Raw genomic sequence first — 18,187 nt, forward strand, 5'->3', positions numbered from 1 at the left:
CTAAGTTAATCCTTCAACTTAAAATATTAAAAAGACACAGAAGCACTGAAGTAATACACAGGTTTCTTGTGAGATTGTCCGACGTTTCCTACGCCATTGATTGGTTTTGCATAAGTCATGGAGAGAGCAAGTAATTTCACTTGTGCTTTCACGCCGAATGCAAAGCCAGAAAGTGTGTCTGTTTTATGAGATTGTTTTACGTGAACCTGACCAATATCTAACCCAAAGAAAGGAGAAATTTGGGATAAATACGCTTTTTGTGGGTAAAAAGGCACTGTCAATGTTTGCGATAAGTAAGCACCGCTGTCTCCTGAAGCAGCACCGCCTTTGAAACCTCTGACGGTATATTCATCACCCAGTGAAAATTGGTTTTCAGAGTACAAACTATCAAATCCATATTGTGCACCAATACGCAATTGATAATTCATCGCACGGTTAAACAAAGATATTGGACGTTGCCAGTTGATACTTCCTGACAATAATTTTAAGGTTTTTTCACCTTGACTATCGAAAGCAGAGTAATTTGCCCCAAACCATCTTAAGCCATTGGCATAAGAAATATCGCTATATAACTTGCCGTAGCCCAAGTTTGTGACATAGGACAACCCGACATTCACTTTATTATTGTGGTAATCACCAATTTGAATATCGCTGAAAAAACTCACGCGTTTTTTAAACTCAAGCTCACCATATGCCGATAAAATGGTGTCTTTATTGCGTAATAACACACGGGTTAACTTCATGGTTGCGGTTTGCGTTTTACCTGATGAAGAATAGGCATCAATGGTACCTTGCAAGCCTTTTTTATACTCCGATTCAGAGACCTTAAGTTCTAGAGTTGAAAACGAAAACGGTTGGGTATAAGACAAAGAATAATTGCGTTGTTGATTAATTTTGCTTTGTTTATAAAAACGATAGCCCGTTGAAAAATTCCAACGGTCGTTGGTGCCTAACATATCGCTCCAGCCCACGTTCATCGTAGCCTGATTACGCCCATTCGCATTATTGCCCGTACCTGAATTATTCACACTCAAAGTCAGATCAGGCAAAATCGTGCGTTGTCTTTCAATGTTTAAATTTGATAGCCCTTTTTCTTCTGCGGCAACTACATTAACTTTGGCACTTTTATTGGTGGTATTTAAGATTTCCACCATTTGGTCAACATCATGAATGCTCAGTAATTTACCTTTTAAATTCGGCAATACCGAAACCATGGCTTTGTCTTTAAAGGCAGATGCTTTTTCACCTTCCACCAAAATGTCATTAACGGTTCCCCATAACACGACAAATTGCAAATCACCATTTTGAATTTTAGCATTTTTCAATCCAATGACACTGGTGACATAACCTGAACGATAGAGAACATCGGTTAAATCTTTAACCAATTGAAACACGACTTTTGTCGAAAGCGGTTTACCCTGATAAGCCTGAATGACAGGGCTAAAATCCAAGGACACCTTTTCGCCAGATAAATCGATGCTAATGCTGGTGATCTGTTGTTTCGTGTTGGTAGGAAGATCGTTTAGTGAGGGGCTTTTTTCCTCTACGGCTTGTTGATTTTCTAAAAATTGTTCGGCTTTTTCGAAATTTTTGTCTACATTTTCAAATTGTTCTTTGTTTTTTAAACGTAACAATTCTTCTGTGAGGGGATTGTCTTGGTTTGCGTAGGCAATGGTTGAATGCCCGAAAAGAAAAGCAGCTGAACAGCTTAAAACGAGACGATTTAATTTTGGATACTTATATTTTCTCATAAAATCTCCATATTTTAACGAGTGAAGAAATTTTACTACAAAAAAATAACCTATTTCAAAATAAAGTGGTTGTACCACACAAAATATATTGAAAGAGAAAATGAGAATATCGCAATAAATGCCTTATTTAAAACCAAAAAAGTAAAAAATTTAATCATTTTTCAAAATTAATTACTTTATAAAAATAATTTATGCGTTAAATAAAAAGTTATTATTGTTTAAATTTAGGTCAGTTATCCAAGCATTTTAATCGGTTATTATTTATCAAAATAAACCTTATTAAACAATATGTTACAAAGATAAACCAAAGAATGGAATTAATTTTTGAACAGTTTTTCTAATTGACTTGCAAATATTTCAGGTTGCTCGCTGTGTGCATTATGTCCTGCACCTTTGATCAAAATCAAATTTAATTTTGATTCCAAGGCAATGTGTTTAAATTTGACATCATACTCGCCACAGAAATAATAAATTGGCAACGCAAACGTTTGCGTCTTTTGTTTTAAATCGGGTTGTTTCGCCAAACTGGTTGCATTTAACATTTGAGCAATATTTTTTCCACAATATTTTGTGCGTTTTTCAATCAAACTATCTCGTTCAGCTTGTGTTAAATGTGAAAAAACCGCTTGTTGATACCAATCATTCAAGACAACATGAGCAGGTTCATTGGCAAAACGGGTTGCCCACTGTTGATCTTGTTGCCAGCGAGCCTGTTTTTCTTCCAAAGAAGATAAACCTAAGTTTGCCCCTTCTAAAATCAGTCCTTTTAAATGAGGTTGCCATGCGGCTGATGTAAGGTATTCCAATGCATAATAAAGAGCGATTCTTCCCCCTAAAGAATACCCCACTAAATAAAAGGGTTGATCACCCACTTTTTGTTGAAGTTGCTGCTCAAGATATTGGCTTGTTTGTGTAAAATCTGTCACCTCATAGTCGATTGCGTCACCGTGCAAAGGCAAATCCAACGCAATACAGTGAAAGTGCGGGAGTTTTTCAATAACGTTTTGCCAATCTTCTTTGCTGCCTAAAAGCCCGTGTAAAAAAACGAAAGTGCTCATATCATGTCCTAGAAAAAATGCCCGCCGCAGCGAGCATTTTTTTGTCTTAATTGATTATTCACCTATCACGGCATAACTAATTTGATCAATTAACCGTTTGTAAATATTGCTTCCATCGCTGGCACTCACTTTAATTTCAATTAAGGTGGTTTCACGACGTGAATAGGCTTGCTTTAATACTGACCCTAAATCCGCCCATGTGTATGGACGTGCATATTTTAAATCAAAGGTCGAGGCAAGCTGAGAAAACTCTAAATGATGTGGCAGACGGTAATATTTGTCTTTCACACTGGATTCCACTGGCAACATATCAAAAATTGCTCCACCATTATTATTGATCACGAAAATAATGGTGGGTTGACTGACCTTTTTAAATAGTGCTAATGAATTAATGTCATACAATGCCGATAAATCCCCGATCATCGCCACCACGGGTTGATTTGCCCCAATCCCAATCCCTGCTGCTGTGGCTAATAAACCGTCAATACCACTGGCACCTCGGTTGGTATACACAGGATAACCTTCTGGCAATTTGGCAAGGGCATCCACTAAACGCACAAACAAACTGTTGCCTAAAAATAAAATGCCATTGTTGGGTAAAATGCGATCCACATGATGAGCTAACGAAGCTTCATTAAGATTGCCTCCAACTTGTTGTTCAATAAAACCTGCACAGAATTTGGATAAAGCTAATGGTTCAAGCAACCAAGGTTTTTGACGTAACGGCGGATGTGCTCGTAACCAATGATGTACTTTGGCATTAAAACGGGTATGCGGATGATGAACAGGATCCACCGCACGATGGCTTTGCTCCACAATCCAATATTCATTTTTAAATTCCGCTAAAAATTGGTTAATCCGTTTACTAATAAAACCCGAACCAAGCTGAATGACAATATCTGCCTGCAATAATTTTTGTTTGACTGTTTGGTTTGCCAACCAAATATCCGCATAAGGTAAACTTGCCTCTACGCAAGATTGAATGTCCGTTAACGCAATCCAGCCCATGGTATTTGCCCATGCAATAATGCCCATGGATTGTTCTATTGGTAAACGCCCAACGACCAACACCCCTTTCATTGTACGCCAATGATCCCAGTTGGCATGCATCATCACTTCTGTTTGTGGCGATTGGTGATCCGCCCAAGGCTTATGTTGGCTGAGCCAACGTTGTACTGGTGCAAGCCAAGGATGTAAATCCACTTCTTCAGGGCTGGCGTCATAAAGTGGCTCGGCAAATGGCACATTAATATGCACCACACCTGTTTCACGTTTTTGTTGATAACAAGCTTGATCCAATATAGAAATCAACCAATTCACAGAATAATCTTGGCTTGGGCGAGGTAAATTGATATTTGCCACAGGATAATCGGCAAACATATTTGGCTGTAAAATGGCTTGATTCGCACCACATTCAATTAACTCAGGTGGGCGATCTGCCGTTAAAATGATCAAGGGAAGACCTGTTTGGCGTGCTTCAATAATGGCGGGGTATAAATTCGCCGCCGCCGTGCCAGAAGTCACAATCACCGCAACGGGTTGTTTGCTGGCTTTTGCTAGCCCTAAAGCAAAAAAGCCTAAGCCACGTTCATCAAAATGCGTATGGCAAACGGCTTTACCACTTTCTTGTAAACGAACGGCTTCTAAGGTCAGTGGGGTAGAGCGAGAACCCGGTGCAATACAAAAATGTGAAACACCTTGACGGACCAAGGTTTCTAAAATCACTTTCGACCAACAACGATTAAATACACTTACTGACATATGAGTTCCCTACTATGATTTATTCTGTTGTAATAATGAAACTAAGCCGTTGGCTTTTCGTTCAATTTCTCGCCATTCTAGCAATGGAATGGAACCTTCAACAATGCCTGCCCCTGCAAACACACAGAGTTTGCTATGTTCATTGCCCTGTTCAATAAAGGCGGAGCGAATGGTAACGCAAAAATCTGCCTGTGCTGGTTGCATAACCCCCAATACGCCCGCATACCAAGTGCGGTCAAAATTTTCCAAGTTTTTTACGGCTTGCTTTGCCTCAATTTGGGGTAAGCCTGCAATTGCGGCGGTGGGGTGCATGGCTTGTAATAATTGATGATCACCGCAATCTGTGTTTAACACTGCAACAATTTTACGGCGTAAATGCTGGACATTGCGTAATTTTTTTAATTCCACATCCGCCACGGCAATCTCTTGAATCAATGGGGCTAAATTTTGGCAAATGCCATCCACCACAAGCTGATTTTCATAGGTATTTTTGGCGTCATGCAATAACCAATCGCCTTGCTGTTGATTTTGTGCCTCATCTTCTGTCATCAATGCCGTTCCCGCAAGTGCTTCGGTTTTTAATAAATCACCTTGGCGACGATACAACAATTCTGGGCTTGACCCCATAAAGGCTTTTTTGTCGTGCTCAGCAAACAAAAAATGGTAACAGCCTACATGATATTTTTCACTTTGTGCTAAAAAGTCGTTAACATTCAAAGGGAAGGTGGTTTTAAAACAATTTTCATTGGCTAACACAAGCTTGCTTACTTCCCCTCTTTTTATCTTCGCTAACCCTTGTTCGACCCATTCACACCATTGTGTTTGAGTGGCTTTTTGCGACATCAAATGAATAGGTTGTGCCACGGCATCAAGTGCGGTCCATTTTTCAAAAGTTTCTAAACAGGCTAACGCTTGAGCCTTTTCGTCAGAAAATCGTGTGGCATCCACAAATAAAGACACCTTTAAACCTGCTTGAGTTTGTTTTAATAAAAGGCGTGGCAAAATAAAGCACGTTTCCCCATAAAATTGCACCCCGCCCACCAACGGCAGATTTTGGCTTTGCATAAAGGTGTGAGCCTGATTCACATCGGAAAATGAACAGACTTTCCCAATCGCAGCCCATTTGGCTGAATTATCCCGAATATTGAGATAAAACTGCGGATAAACTTGCTGAGCTTTCAACCAAGACAATAACACAATAGCAGATTCCATTTGTGCGTGAAATACGGCGATTTCCCCTTGTTTACTAGGTTGGTAAGCTTGAAGTTGAGCAATCAGGTTCGCTTTAATTAATTGCAAGTTATCCATGTTTAAAAAGCGTTGTCTTTAATCAGAAAATAAGTTAAAAATAAACGCTCATTCTACCGCACTTTAATCGAAATTTTTACTAAATCTTTTCTCCTTAACCAAATAAGCGTAAAGTGTTGGGATTTTATTCAATAATGATAATTTTTAGTTCGCAAACATAAGGTCTTGCTATGACACACTTTCCTAAATCAGATAAATTAGAACACGTTTGCTACGATATTCGTGGGCCAGTTCATAAAGAAGCACTTCGCCTTGAAGAAGAAGGGCATAAAATTCTTAAACTCAATATTGGTAACCCTGCCCCTTTCGGTTTTGAAGCCCCAGATGAAGTGCTTGTTGATGTCATTCGTAATCTTTCCACCGCACAAGGCTATTGTGATTCCAAAGGGTTGTATTCTGCACGGAAAGCCATTGTGCAATACTATCAATCGAAGGGCATTCACGGAGCAACCGTCAATGATGTCTATATTGGAAATGGCGTATCAGAATTGATCACCATGTCCTTACAAGCCCTATTAAATGATGGGGATGAAGTCCTCATTCCAATGCCTGATTACCCTCTTTGGACAGCCGCCGCCACCCTTGCAGGCGGAAAACCTGTACATTATTTATGTGATGAAGAAGCCGATTGGTTCCCTGATGTCAACGATATTAAACGCAAAATCACGAATCGAACCAAAGCCATTGTTTTAATCAATCCCAATAACCCAACAGGGGCGGTATACAGTAAAGCCTTGCTATTAGAGATTATTGAGATAGCTCGCCAGCATGGTTTAATCATTTTTGCTGATGAAATTTATGACAAAATCTTATATGACGGTGCCATCCACCACCATGTTGCCGCTCTTGCACCTGATTTATTAACCGTAACCTTTAACGGCTTATCAAAAGCCTATCGTGTGGCAGGTTTTCGCCAAGGTTGGATGATCTTAAACGGACCAAAACATCACGCAACAGGTTACATTGAAGGGTTGGATATGCTTGCTTCCATGCGTTTATGTGCCAACGTGCCGATGCAACACGCCATCCAAACCGCATTAGGGGGCTATCAAAGCATTAATGAATTTATTTTACCGGGGGGGCGTTTATTAGAACAACGAAATAAAGCCTATGAATTGGTAAATCAAATTCCCGGCATCAGTTGTGTCAAACCACAAGGGGCACTTTATATGTTCCCGAAAATTGATATTAAGAAATTTAATATCTATGACGATGAAAAAATGGTGTTTGATCTGCTCAAACAAGAAAAAGTCCTGCTTGTGCATGGTCGAGGCTTTAACTGGCATGCCCCTGATCACTTCCGAATCGTTACCTTGCCTTATGCCCATCAAATTGAAGAGGCATTGAGTAAATTGGCAAGATTTTTGGAGCATTATCGTCAATAATCCAGCTCGCATTGACAACAGACAGAAGAAATAAAGGTGCGGTGATTTAAAAACGTTTTTAGAAATGACCGCACTTTTTTTACCCGCTCCTCCACCCTTTTTATGCCTTTCTTTTTTATCTACGCTAACCTAAAAAATAAGCAGAGAATTTTGCTCAATATAACGTGAAACAGCAATAAAATTTGCCACGTTTCAGCTAAAAAATTCGCCTATCTATATAAAAATAAATAATAATAATTCTCATTGACTATGATCAATTTATTCGTTACATTGAGTTCACTTTTTAACTGTAAACACCCATTAAAGGAATGTGATTATGAAAAAAATCTCAACACTCGCACTTGCTTTATCCGCAGTCATTTCCACATCAGCCATGGCAGCAAACGAAGTTAACGTTTATTCTTACCGTCAACCTTACTTAATTGAACCAATGCTGAAAGATTTTGAAAAAGATACAGGTATCAAAGTCAATGTGATTTTTGCAGATAAAGGGTTAGTTGATCGTGTTAAACGTGAAGGGGAATTAAGCCCTGCTGATGTGTTATTAACCGTGGATATTAGCCGTGTGGTTGAACTGGTGAAATTAGGTTTAGCACAACCGATTCACAGCAAAGTATTAGAAAAAAATATCCCAGCACACTTCCGTGATTCAAAAGATGAGTGGTTTGCATTAACTAGCCGTGCTCGTGCAATTTACACCTCAAAAGATCGTGTTGGTAAACTCCCAGCCGATTTCTCTTACTATGATTTAGCTAAACCAGAATATAAAGGTAAAGTCTGTGTACGTTCTGGTAAAAATGCCTATAACGTTTCTTTAGTGGCGTCTATGATCGCACATGATGGCGAAGCCAAAGCTAAAGCCTTCTTAGAAGGTTTAAAAGCAAACCTTGCCCAAAAACCACAAGGTGGCGACCGTGATCAAGTGAAAGCCATTAAAGAAGGCATTTGTGATTACTCATTAGGTAACAGCTACTACTTCGGTAAAATGTTAGATGATGAAAAACAACGTAGCTGGGCAGAAGCGGTGTACATTAACTTCCCGAACCAAAAAGCACAGGGTACACACGTTAACATCAGTGGTGTTGTGGTCGCTAAATACGCACCAAACAAAGAAAACGCAATTAAATTGGTGGAATACTTAAGTGGTGATAAAGCTCAACACTTATATGCGGAATTAAACCATGAATATCCAGTTAAACCAGGTGTTCAACGTTCTAAACTCGTTGCTTCATGGGGCGATTTCAAAGCTGATAACATTGCATTAGAGAAAATCGCAGAAAATTATGATAAAGCGTTAAAATTAATTGACGAAGTAAAATTCGACCTTTAATTTATTCACCCTTTATTTCACAATAATATGATAAGGGCGGCATAAGTCGCCCTTTCATATGCTAAAACACTGTTGACGCCAAAATGTTCCTATTCAAAAAAATAAGCTGGAATGTGACCGCACTTTTATGTGTGTTGTTTTTCCTCTTACCTTTAATTTCCATTTTTTATCAATCTTGGCAAGCTGACTGGGCGAATATCCAGCATCTCTGGCAAACGGTTCTGACCGATTACAGCCTTAATTCACTGCTTCTGGTATTGGGTACTGTCTGTTTAAGTTTGTGTTTTGCATTGCCTGCCGCTTGGATCATTTCTAACTATCAATTTTATGGTCAAAGAACCTTGCAATGGGCGTTGTGTTTACCCCTTGCCATGCCTGCGTATTTAGTTGGCTATTTGTACACCGATTTGCTAGACCATGCGGGACCTGTTCAATCTTTCTTACGTCAGTTATTTGGTTGGTCAACACCACAAGATTATTGGTTTCCGCCAATTCGAACCCTTGGCGGGGCTTGTTTTATCTTAGCCTTAGTGCTTTACCCTTATGTATTTTTATTGGTACGTGTCGCCTTATTAGAACAATCTGAAAACTTAATTCACAGTGCCAAAACCTTAGGGGCTCGTCCACTTTATTTACTTCGAAAAATCACATTACCTCTTATTCGCCCTGCCATTGCGGTGGGTGCCTCTTTAGTGGCAATGGAAACCTTAGGGGATTTCGGCACCGTGTATTACTTTGCGATCCCAACCTTAACTACCGCCGTGTACGACACTTGGCTAGGTTACGGTGATTTAGGTGCTGCCAGTCAAATTTCTTTATTGATGTTGTTGATGATTTTTTGTCTGTTATGGTTAGAAAGGTACAGTCGTCGTAAACAAAAAACCTACCAGCGTGGTTATGAAAAAAAACATTGCCTCAAACCCATTTATGGATGGAAATTACGCCTTGCTCAAACCTATTGTTGGGGATTGGTCACCGTCGCCTTTTTCATTCCATTAGCCAAACTTCTTTATTGGGCAATATCCTATTTCGATATGCGTCAAGCAGATAACTTCCTGAAATATGCTTATCACAGCCTATCCACCTCAACCCTTGCGGCAATATGCTGTGTGTTACTGGCATTGTTCTTACATTTTTTTAATCGTTTAGCATTACAACGCTCGCCAGCACAGCAACAAATTGGGCATTACAGTTTGCAACTTTCCTCACTGGGTTATGCCATCCCGGGCACCGTCTTGGCTATCGGGATCTTAATTCCTTACACCCAAGCCGATCATATCGTGAATGATTTACTTAAATATTTTGATATTTCGCCTGTGGGTCTGCTTTTCTCGGGATCCATGTTTGCCTTAATTTCTGCCTATACCATTCGCTTTGCAGCGATGGCAATTGGCGGTGTTGAAACCTCTTTCCAGAAAATTTCACCCTCTCTTGATATGGCAAGTCGAACCTTAGGGCAAAATGGCTTAGGTATGCTACGTCGTGTACACATTCCTTTGCTTTCAAAAGGCATTTTAACAGCCTTGATGATGGTGTTTATCGAAACCATGAAAGAACTCAATGCCTCATTATTATTGCGTCCCTTTAATTTTGATACGTTGGCAACCCATGTCTTTACCTTTACGTCTGATGAGCAACTGGAACAAGCTGCCTTGCCAGCCATTGTGTTAGTTTTGGTCGGCTTATTGCCGATTATTTGGCTTACTCGCTCATTAGTCCTTCATTCAGAAAAAGAACGTTAATTATGGCTATTTTACAAATTTCACAACTCAGCTGCGGCTATAGTACAGAAAATGTCTTGCAATGCTTAGATCTTCAAATGGAACAAAATGAAATTTTGTGCCTACTCGGAGCCAGTGGTTGTGGCAAAACCACACTTTTAAAATCCATTGCAGGCTTACAAGAAATCCAACAGGGTGAGATTCTCTTTAATCAACAAAACTTAGCAAAACTCCCGGTGGAAAAACGTCAAATTGGCGTCATTTTCCAAGATTATGCACTTTTCCCCCATTTAACCGTGAAAGAAAATATCGCCTTTGGTTTATTTCAAAAAAGTGCGGGAGAAAAACAAGCCATTATTGAAAAAATGACGGCACTGGTGCGACTTACAGGCTTGTTAGAACGTTATCCTTATGAACTCTCAGGCGGTCAACAGCAACGTGTCGCCATTGCAAGGGCATTAGCTTGTGAGCCTCGCTTGCTGCTCTTAGATGAACCTTTCTCAAATATTGACAGCCAAGTACGCTATCAAATGATTGATGAAATTAAAGAAATTCTGAAAAATCAAAAAATTCCAGCCATCTTTGTCACCCATAGCAAAGAAGAAGCCTTTGCTTTTGCCGACAGACTCGCGATTATGGATCAAGGTAAAATTGTACAGGTGGGCGATGCCGATGCCTTGTATCAAATGCCGATTAATAAATTTGTGGCGGAATTTTTAGGGAATGTGAATTATTTAACTTGTGAGGTACTCTCGCCGTGTTCTTTCCGCTCAGCCATTGGGGATTATCACTTTGACCACCCTTTACATTTTGCGGATGGTAAAGCTGTGGAAGTAGGGAAAAAAGTGGATTGGTTAGTCAGACCGCAAAGTTTTCAAATTCACCAAGATGAGAACGGTTCTGGCGTCATTATAAGAAAGCGTTTTTTAGGTCCATATAGCCAATATCAAGTTCAAGTTGGCGAGACTGTTTTTATGGTACAAAGCTCAAAACATTTTCCTGTTAACACACAAGTACGTTTGGATTATAAATGTGTGCTCCCTGTATTATTTGACGTGGAATAAGCAACAATAAGAAAGTCTCTGCACCTTATCAACGAGTACACATTAAGATAAGGTGCGATGCAAAGTGCGGTGGATTTTAAAAAAGTTTTGAAAACAGCATTATTCACCGAAATCTGCAGGTAAAAATGCTTGCATTTTCGTCCAAATGACCCCACTATCTTTACCATATTGACGAATACATTCTTTCACATCATTGACTTTCTGTGTTCGGCAAAGCTCTCTTAAAGCAATATAAAAGCTTTTTGCGAGTTCACGTGCGGCAGGGTTGGCAAAATAAAAAACACCGACTCGAGTATATAATCCTTTTAAACTGTTTAAAATTAAACCATATACGGGATTATCCGAAGCAAAGGCTAGTTTACGGAATAAATCATAATCAAAATTGGTGTAGGCTTCTGCCGTATCGGTCAGTGTATCGAGGGGATCAAAGATCGCAAGTGATTTTTCTGGCTCTAATTTAAACGCCTTTTGAATATAAATTGCAGAAATATTCGTTCTGGCTGACAACACATTTGAAATAAAACTTGGTAAGCGAGTACTGTCTAAACGGATAAGCACTTCCAAAATATTTAAACCTGAGGTTTCCCAAATGTCATTCACCTTTGTGGGTTTACCATGTTGAATATTGAGCCAACCATCTCGTGCTAATCGTTGCAAGACTTCTCGTAATGTGGTTCGAGTGACACCGATTTTTTCCGCCAATTCTCTTTCTGCAGGTAAATCAGAACCTGGAGGGAAATGATTATTCCAGATACTTCTGACAATATACTCTTCCGCTAAACCAGCCGGACTTTGTGCTTTTAAGATAGGTTGATCGTTATTCATACGCTTCTTCTAGTAAAAAATTTAAAAATGTGATCTAGTTAAAAAAATTTAAAATGTGATATAGCTAACAAAATAGTTATGTAGGTATTATCGTTCAAAGCAGTATATATTACAATTATTGAATTATTATATTTAAAATTTTCAAAAAAGATTTAATTTTAAACTAAGGTGGTAGTAAAAATGAGTTATACTCAAGCTTTCCTAAAAAATTTTTTAGGGTCCAGTCCTGACTGGTATAAAATTGCAATTGTTCTTTTTCTAATCATAAACCCTCTCGTCTTTTTCTGTATTGATCCTTTCCTCGCTGGTTGGCTCCTCGTCGCCGAATTTATCTTTACCTTAGCCATGGCATTAAAATGCTACCCGCTACAGCCCGGTGGTCTATTAGCATTAGAAGCGGCAATTATTGGGATGACTCACCCAGAACATATAAAAGCAGAAATCATGGCAAATTTTGAAGTCATTCTGCTTTTAATTTTTATGGTAGCTGGCATTTACTTTATGAAAAATCTGCTACTTTTTGTCTTCACTAAATTACTCCTCAGCATTCGTTCAAAAATCGTTCTTTCCTTCTCATTTTGTTTAAGTGCGGCATTTTTATCCGCATTTTTAGATGCGTTAACGGTTGTGGCTGTCATTATTAGCGTCGGAATGGGCTTTTATGGTGTTTATCATAAAGTGGCATCAGGTAAAAAAAATGAGGTGGATAACATTGAAAATGATGACAATATCGGTGATAACAAAGAAACCTTAGAGCAATTTCGTGCATTTTTACGTAGCTTAATGATGCATGCAGGGGTCGGAACCGCACTCGGTGGGGTCATGACCATGGTGGGAGAACCTCAAAACCTCATTATTGCAGAACAAGCACATTGGGCGTTTGCGGAGTTTTTCTTACGCATGTCGCCTGTTACCCTTCCCGTGCTCATTTTCGGCTTAACCACTTGTGTGCTATTAGAGAAATTCCAATTATTCGGTTATGGTACCAAACTGCCCCGTAAAGTTTGGGGCGTATTAGCCAAATTTGATCGTAATAATCAGCAAAAAATGACCAAACAAGATCGCATAAAATTAATTTGCCAAGCCCTTGTCGGCATTTGGCTCATTGTGGGTCTTGCATTCCATTTAGCGGCGGTAGGGATTATTGGATTAACCGTCATTATTTTGACCACCTCTTTATGCGGAGTGACACAAGAACACGCCTTAGGGAAAGCGTTCCAAGAATCATTACCTTTCACCGCCTTATTAGTGGTCTTTTTCTCGGTAGTGGCGGTGATCATCGATCAACAACTTTTCTCACCGATTATTCAATTTGTCTTATCGGCAAACGAAAGCACACAATTAATGCTTTTTTATCTATTTAATGGCTTACTTTCTGCTATTTCAGATAACGTCTTCGTTGCCACCGTGTATATTAATGAAACCAAAGCCGCATTAGAAGCGGGGTTGATTTCCCATAACCAATTTGAATTATTAGCCGTGGCAATCAATACAGGCACGAATTTACCTTCCATTGCCACACCAAATGGACAGGCAGCCTTTTTATTCCTCTTAACCTCGTCCTTAGCACCATTAATTCGTCTTTCTTATGGTCGTATGGTTTATATGGCATTGCCTTATACTATCGTACTGTCTGTCATTGGTTTATTAACCGTGGAATTTATTTTACCTAATGCTACAATCATCTTAACGCAATTAGGCTTAATTGCCCCCGTTTAACAAAAGGAAGAGGGAGACGAATGTTACAGTATTTGAAAACACTCTCAGCAACACGAGGCGGCTGGTTTTTACTTGCCCTTTCAGGATTTTTGCTAGAAATCACCGCACTTTACTTTCAACATGGCATGGGCTTGCAACCCTGTGTCATGTGCATTTATGAGCGAGTGGCACTACTTGGCATTATTCTCGCAGGCTTAATTGGCATGATTTATCCCCATGCTTTGGTGTTACGTTTAATCGCCTTGTTCATTGGCTTATGGAGTGCCATCAAAGGCTTACTCATCACCCTATCCCATCTAGATTTACAACTTTATCCCGCCCCTTGGAAACAATGTTCTGCCTTTGCTGAATTTCCAGAAACCTTGCCTTTAGATCGCTGGTTCCCCGCCATGTTTAATCCAACAGGCTCTTGTTCTGAAATCAGTTGGCAATTTTTAGGTTTTTCGATGGTGCAATGGCTAGTGGTGATTTTTGCCGTTTATACACTCTTATTAAGCTTACTGACACTGAGTCAAATCAAACGACTCAGACCTAAACAACGTCGCTTATTTAATTAAGCATAAAAAAATAGGTAGAAGTGATCTTCTACCTATTTTTCATTTTCGCGGTGTAATATCCATTTAAATCTCTTGTACAACAAACTGTAAGGCATGTCTGGCAAGTAAACGTGCTTTACGTTGTTTTAAGCGTTTTAAGCGTAACGCTCTCCCTTGTGATAAACGATACAATTTTCTGGTTGGTTTTAAAAAAGTTTTACGTTTTACCATACTTCCTCTCATTTTTATTGTGTTTGTTTAGTTTGTTGTATTTTCTAATGCCTCAATAGCTTTCATCTCATCTTCCACCTTTCCTGCATCATGTTGTGTTTGCTGGATACGATAGTAATTAATGATGCTGTTCATATAACGGCGAATATTTTCTACATAACGGAAGGCTTCGTAGCCACGGGCATAACCGTATTTTAAATTGGTGTAATAACGTTTTTCAGCTAATAAGGGAAGATTTTTTTTCACATCTAACCAATTATCTGGATCACCACCTAAATTTTTTGTTAAACGGCGAGCATCTAATAAGTGCCCCAATCCCATGTTATAAGCCGCTAATGCAAACCAAATCCGTTCTTCTTGATTAATGGTATCAGGCATTTGGGTAATAAGCCAATGTAAATAATCCGAACCTGCTTTAATGCTTTGCTCTGGATCTGTACGATCGATAATTTTCATTCGCTCAGCTGTTGCCTTGGTTAACATCATCATCCCACGCACCCCTGTTGGTGAGGTGGCATCAGGATTCCAATGGGATTCTTGATAGGCAATCGCAGCCAGTAAACGCCAATCTAAGTCTCCTTTGTATTTTTCAAATAATGGTGCATATTTAGGCAAGACGGTATCAATGGCTTTTAAATAACTGCGTGTATCCACATAATCAAACTGGGTCAAATGGTTAAAATATTTTTCTTCAATACGAGCAACTAACCCTGTTTCAATGGCACTGTTCATAAAATCCAACAAAGCTGCTTGTAATTCGCTATACGAATTATTAGGTAAATACCAATGTACCGTAGATTCATCGGTTAAATCAAACGCCACAGCCACATTGGGTTTAATTTGTTGTACTGCAGACACATCAATGGAGTTTGCAATAGCATAATCAATTTTGCCATTTGCCATTTGGATCAATAATTCTTCTGGGGTCAATTTATCATTCACTGACCACGTTAAATCAGGATATTTTTCTTTCGCATCTTGCAAAAGTGCGGTCAATTCTGAACCCGAAATAATGCCCAATTTGCCTTTTAATTGCCCTAAATGACGTGGACGCTCTTCACCTTTGCGATACACTAACTGCCACGAGGCAGAATAATAAGTCGGCCCGACTTGAAATTGCTCCAGTTTTTTCGCTTGATACAATAAATTGGCGGCAGCAATGTCTATTTGATTGTTCTCTAATGCCTGAAACAATTCATCGCCATTAGACATGGGTAAGATTTCTAACGACACATTCAAGTAATCAGCAAAGGCTTTGCTTAACTCATATTCTAAGCCTGCGGGTTGCCCTGAATGATCGATAAAATAAGAAATGGGGTTATTGATCGTTCCAACGATTAATTTGCCTCGATTTTGAATGGCAGTGTAACGATTTTCCTCCGACTGCATAATGGACTGCCATGGAAACACCATGTCAATTGCCCATAAAAACAAGGCGAAGATAGCGATAATCCGTAGAAATAATCCTTTCAAATGACCTCTTTATATTATCTTATGTGAAAATCTTGGCATTTTAACGACTAAAGAAAAAATATACAAATTAAAAAGGCGAGTTATAAACCCGCCTAATAAATCCATTTCCTGATTAACATTCTTCGCTTTCTGCAGAAAAACGTTCAATACGGGCACCTAAACCACGTAATTTTTCTTCAATACGTTCATAGCCACGATCAATATGATAAATACGATCCACAATGGTTTCACCCGTTGCAATACAACCAGCCAAGACTAAACTGATTGACGCACGTAAATCCGTAGCCATCACTTCCGCACCACTTAAATGATCCACACCATGACAAATTGCAGTATTCCCTTCAATCTCGGCTTTTCCGCCCATACGAATCAATTCTGGAATATGCATGAAACGATTTTCGAAAATGGTTTCTGTAATAATGCTCGTGCCACTTGCCACCATATTTAATAGGGTAAATTGTGCTTGCATATCCGTTGGAAAACCTGGATAAGGTGCAGTACGGATATTCACCGCACGAGGACGATTACCTAGCATATCTAATGTGATGCTATTTTCTGTGACATCGATTTGTGCCCCCGCTTCACGTAATTTATCAATGACTGCATCGAGAGTATCGGCTTTCGTATTTTTACATTGAATACGACCACCCGAAATCGCTGCTGCCACTAAGAATGTGCCCGTTTCAATACGATCTGGCACAATACTATGCTCACAACCGCCGAGATGATCCACCCCTTCCACAGTAATGGTGTCTGTTCCCGCACCCGAAATTTTCGCCCCCATTTTATTGAGGAAAATCGCTGTGTCGCTAATTTCAGGTTCACGGGCTGCATTTTCAATTGTGGTTACCCCTTTCGCCAAGGTCGCAGCCATCATAATGGATAAGGTTGCTCCCACACTGACTTTTTCCACCACAATGCGAGTGCCCATTAAACGGTGATCCACATAGGCTTTGACATAGCCATCTTCTAAAATGATTTTCGCCCCTAAACGCTCTAAACCACTTATATGCAGATCCACAGGACGTGCACCAATAGAACAGCCTCCCGGTAATGAAACCTGACCTTGATTAAAACGTGCAACCAAAGGGGCTAATGCCCAAATTGAGGCTCGCATCGTTTTTACAAGTTCATAAGGGGCAATAAAATGATCAATTTTTGATGCATCAATATCTACGGCACCTTCCGCATCACGTTCCACTTTTACACCTAATTTGCGTAAAATTTTAAACGTGGTATCAATGTCTTTTAATTCTGGAACATTGGTTAATCTAACTGGTTTTTCGGCCAAAATTGCGGCAAAAAGGATAGGCAAGGCAGCATTTTTTGCCCCTGAAATATTCACGCTTCCTTTTAAACAAGATTGTCCATAAACACGAAATTTTTGCATAAGAATTATCCTATAAGCTTAACAAGGTTGATTAAGCAAGCGTTCTCGCTTCCATTTTTCAACTGTATAGGTTTTAATTGTTAAGGCATGAATTGCATTACTTGAAATATGTTCCATTAATGGTGCATAAATCAATTGTTGCTGTTTCACTCTTGATAAACCGGCAAATTCATCACTTACCGCAATCACACCATAATGTGCATTCTCCCCTTGAACATAGACTTCATCTAAATTCAATGCCTCTTTTAAAATACGTTCTATTTCTTGCGTTTCCATTATTTGCTTCCGTTGGATTGAACAAATGTTGCTATCCAATCGGATAGCCCAAATAAATCCGCCAATGTTAATAATTGTGCTGGCGTATTTTTCAACATAACACGCTGACTCTGTTTCTGTCTTTTCACGATCTGCCCAATGCAATCACATAATAAGGCAAAGCCTGCGGAGTCAATGCGTGTAATCTGGGATAAATCCCAATAAACGTCTTTGTCTGCCAAGTTTTCTGCCGACAAAAAAGAAGCACGTTGCTCCCATAAAGGAAGCAACGTGTTACGAGATAACTCTCCAGTTAACTGGAGCGTTATATTATCACTATTTTGTTCGAATACCCAAGTTAAAGTTTTGTCCGTTTTCAT

The 18,187-nt window shown here is 39.4% G+C and carries 16 protein-coding genes; 6 read left to right on the forward strand and 10 right to left on the reverse strand.

Annotated features, from left to right (window positions below; translation table 11 throughout):
* Positions 1-26 precede the first annotated feature (26 nt).
* The 4 genes from ACPEEM_RS06555 to ACPEEM_RS06570 form a co-directional block, all read right to left on the reverse strand.
* Positions 27-1,751: a ShlB/FhaC/HecB family hemolysin secretion/activation protein gene (locus tag ACPEEM_RS06555; protein WP_424406400.1), complete on the reverse strand. Its 1,725-nt coding sequence runs from the start codon at positions 1,749-1,751 to the stop codon at positions 27-29.
* A gap of 317 nt (positions 1,752-2,068) precedes the next feature.
* Positions 2,069-2,809, reverse strand: coding sequence for a 2-succinyl-6-hydroxy-2,4-cyclohexadiene-1-carboxylate synthase (gene menH / locus ACPEEM_RS06560; protein WP_424401355.1), 741 nt, complete (start codon positions 2,807-2,809; stop codon positions 2,069-2,071).
* Positions 2,810-2,863: 54 nt separating this feature from the next.
* Positions 2,864-4,570 (reverse strand): 2-succinyl-5-enolpyruvyl-6-hydroxy-3-cyclohexene-1-carboxylic-acid synthase, encoded by a 1,707-nt coding sequence (gene menD, locus ACPEEM_RS06565; protein WP_424406402.1) that lies wholly within the window; start codon positions 4,568-4,570, stop codon positions 2,864-2,866.
* A gap of 12 nt (positions 4,571-4,582) precedes the next feature.
* Complete coding sequence (locus ACPEEM_RS06570; protein ID WP_424406404.1) at positions 4,583-5,878, reverse strand: isochorismate synthase; 1,296 nt, start codon at positions 5,876-5,878, stop codon at positions 4,583-4,585.
* Between the two features lie 170 nt (positions 5,879-6,048).
* Here ACPEEM_RS06570 and ACPEEM_RS06575 point away from each other — a divergent pair, with 170 nt between their 5' ends.
* The 4 genes from ACPEEM_RS06575 (at position 6,049) to ACPEEM_RS06590 (ending at position 11,378) form a co-directional block, all read left to right on the forward strand.
* Positions 6,049-7,263 carry a pyridoxal phosphate-dependent aminotransferase gene (locus ACPEEM_RS06575; protein WP_424406406.1) on the forward strand — a complete coding sequence of 405 codons (1,215 nt, stop codon included), beginning with the start codon at positions 6,049-6,051 and terminating at the stop codon, positions 7,261-7,263.
* 316 nt (positions 7,264-7,579) lie between these two features.
* Entirely contained in the window at positions 7,580-8,593 is a 1,014-nt protein-coding gene (locus tag ACPEEM_RS06580) for a Fe(3+) ABC transporter substrate-binding protein (protein WP_424401363.1), read from the forward strand.
* An 83-nt stretch (positions 8,594-8,676) separates the two neighbouring features.
* Positions 8,677-10,335, forward strand: coding sequence for an ABC transporter permease (locus ACPEEM_RS06585; protein WP_424404630.1), 1,659 nt, complete (start codon positions 8,677-8,679; stop codon positions 10,333-10,335).
* Positions 10,336-10,337: 2 nt separating this feature from the next.
* On the forward strand, positions 10,338-11,378 hold the full coding sequence (locus tag ACPEEM_RS06590) for an ABC transporter ATP-binding protein (protein WP_424406408.1): 1,041 nt from the start codon (positions 10,338-10,340) through the stop codon (positions 11,376-11,378).
* 99 nt (positions 11,379-11,477) lie between these two features.
* Here ACPEEM_RS06590 and fadR read toward each other — a convergent pair whose 3' ends face one another.
* Entirely contained in the window at positions 11,478-12,203 is a 726-nt protein-coding gene (gene fadR, locus ACPEEM_RS06595; RefSeq protein ID WP_424401369.1) for a fatty acid metabolism transcriptional regulator FadR, read from the reverse strand.
* Positions 12,204-12,383: 180 nt separating this feature from the next.
* Here fadR and nhaB point away from each other — a divergent pair, with 180 nt between their 5' ends.
* Positions 12,384-13,922, forward strand: a complete 1,539-nt coding sequence (nhaB, locus tag ACPEEM_RS06600) for a Na(+)/H(+) antiporter NhaB (RefSeq protein ID WP_424401371.1) — start codon at positions 12,384-12,386, stop codon at positions 13,920-13,922.
* A gap of 20 nt (positions 13,923-13,942) precedes the next feature.
* Positions 13,943-14,479, forward strand: coding sequence for a disulfide bond formation protein DsbB (gene dsbB / locus ACPEEM_RS06605; RefSeq protein ID WP_424401373.1), 537 nt, complete (start codon positions 13,943-13,945; stop codon positions 14,477-14,479).
* Between the two features lie 63 nt (positions 14,480-14,542).
* Here the strand turns inward: dsbB and ACPEEM_RS06610 are convergent, their stop codons facing one another.
* The 5 genes from ACPEEM_RS06610 to ACPEEM_RS06630 all read right to left on the reverse strand — a co-directional run bounded on the left by ACPEEM_RS06610 (position 14,543) and on the right by ACPEEM_RS06630 (position 18,187).
* Complete coding sequence (locus ACPEEM_RS06610) at positions 14,543-14,689, reverse strand: hypothetical protein (RefSeq protein ID WP_424401375.1); 147 nt, start codon at positions 14,687-14,689, stop codon at positions 14,543-14,545.
* A gap of 27 nt (positions 14,690-14,716) precedes the next feature.
* Positions 14,717-16,162 (reverse strand): membrane-bound lytic murein transglycosylase MltF, encoded by a 1,446-nt coding sequence (gene mltF, locus ACPEEM_RS06615; protein ID WP_424401376.1) that lies wholly within the window; start codon positions 16,160-16,162, stop codon positions 14,717-14,719.
* Between the two features lie 112 nt (positions 16,163-16,274).
* Entirely contained in the window at positions 16,275-17,552 is a 1,278-nt protein-coding gene (gene murA / locus ACPEEM_RS06620) for a UDP-N-acetylglucosamine 1-carboxyvinyltransferase (protein ID WP_424401378.1), read from the reverse strand.
* A gap of 18 nt (positions 17,553-17,570) precedes the next feature.
* Entirely contained in the window at positions 17,571-17,828 is a 258-nt protein-coding gene (locus tag ACPEEM_RS06625; protein ID WP_424401380.1) for a BolA family protein, read from the reverse strand.
* Entirely contained in the window at positions 17,828-18,187 is a 360-nt protein-coding gene (locus ACPEEM_RS06630) for an STAS domain-containing protein (protein ID WP_424404636.1), read from the reverse strand. Before ACPEEM_RS06630 ends, ACPEEM_RS06625 begins: the two co-directional genes overlap by 1 nt.

It is taken from the genome of Pasteurella pantherarum (assembly GCF_049670885.1).
Taxonomy (GTDB): Bacteria; Pseudomonadota; Gammaproteobacteria; order Enterobacterales; family Pasteurellaceae; genus Pasteurella.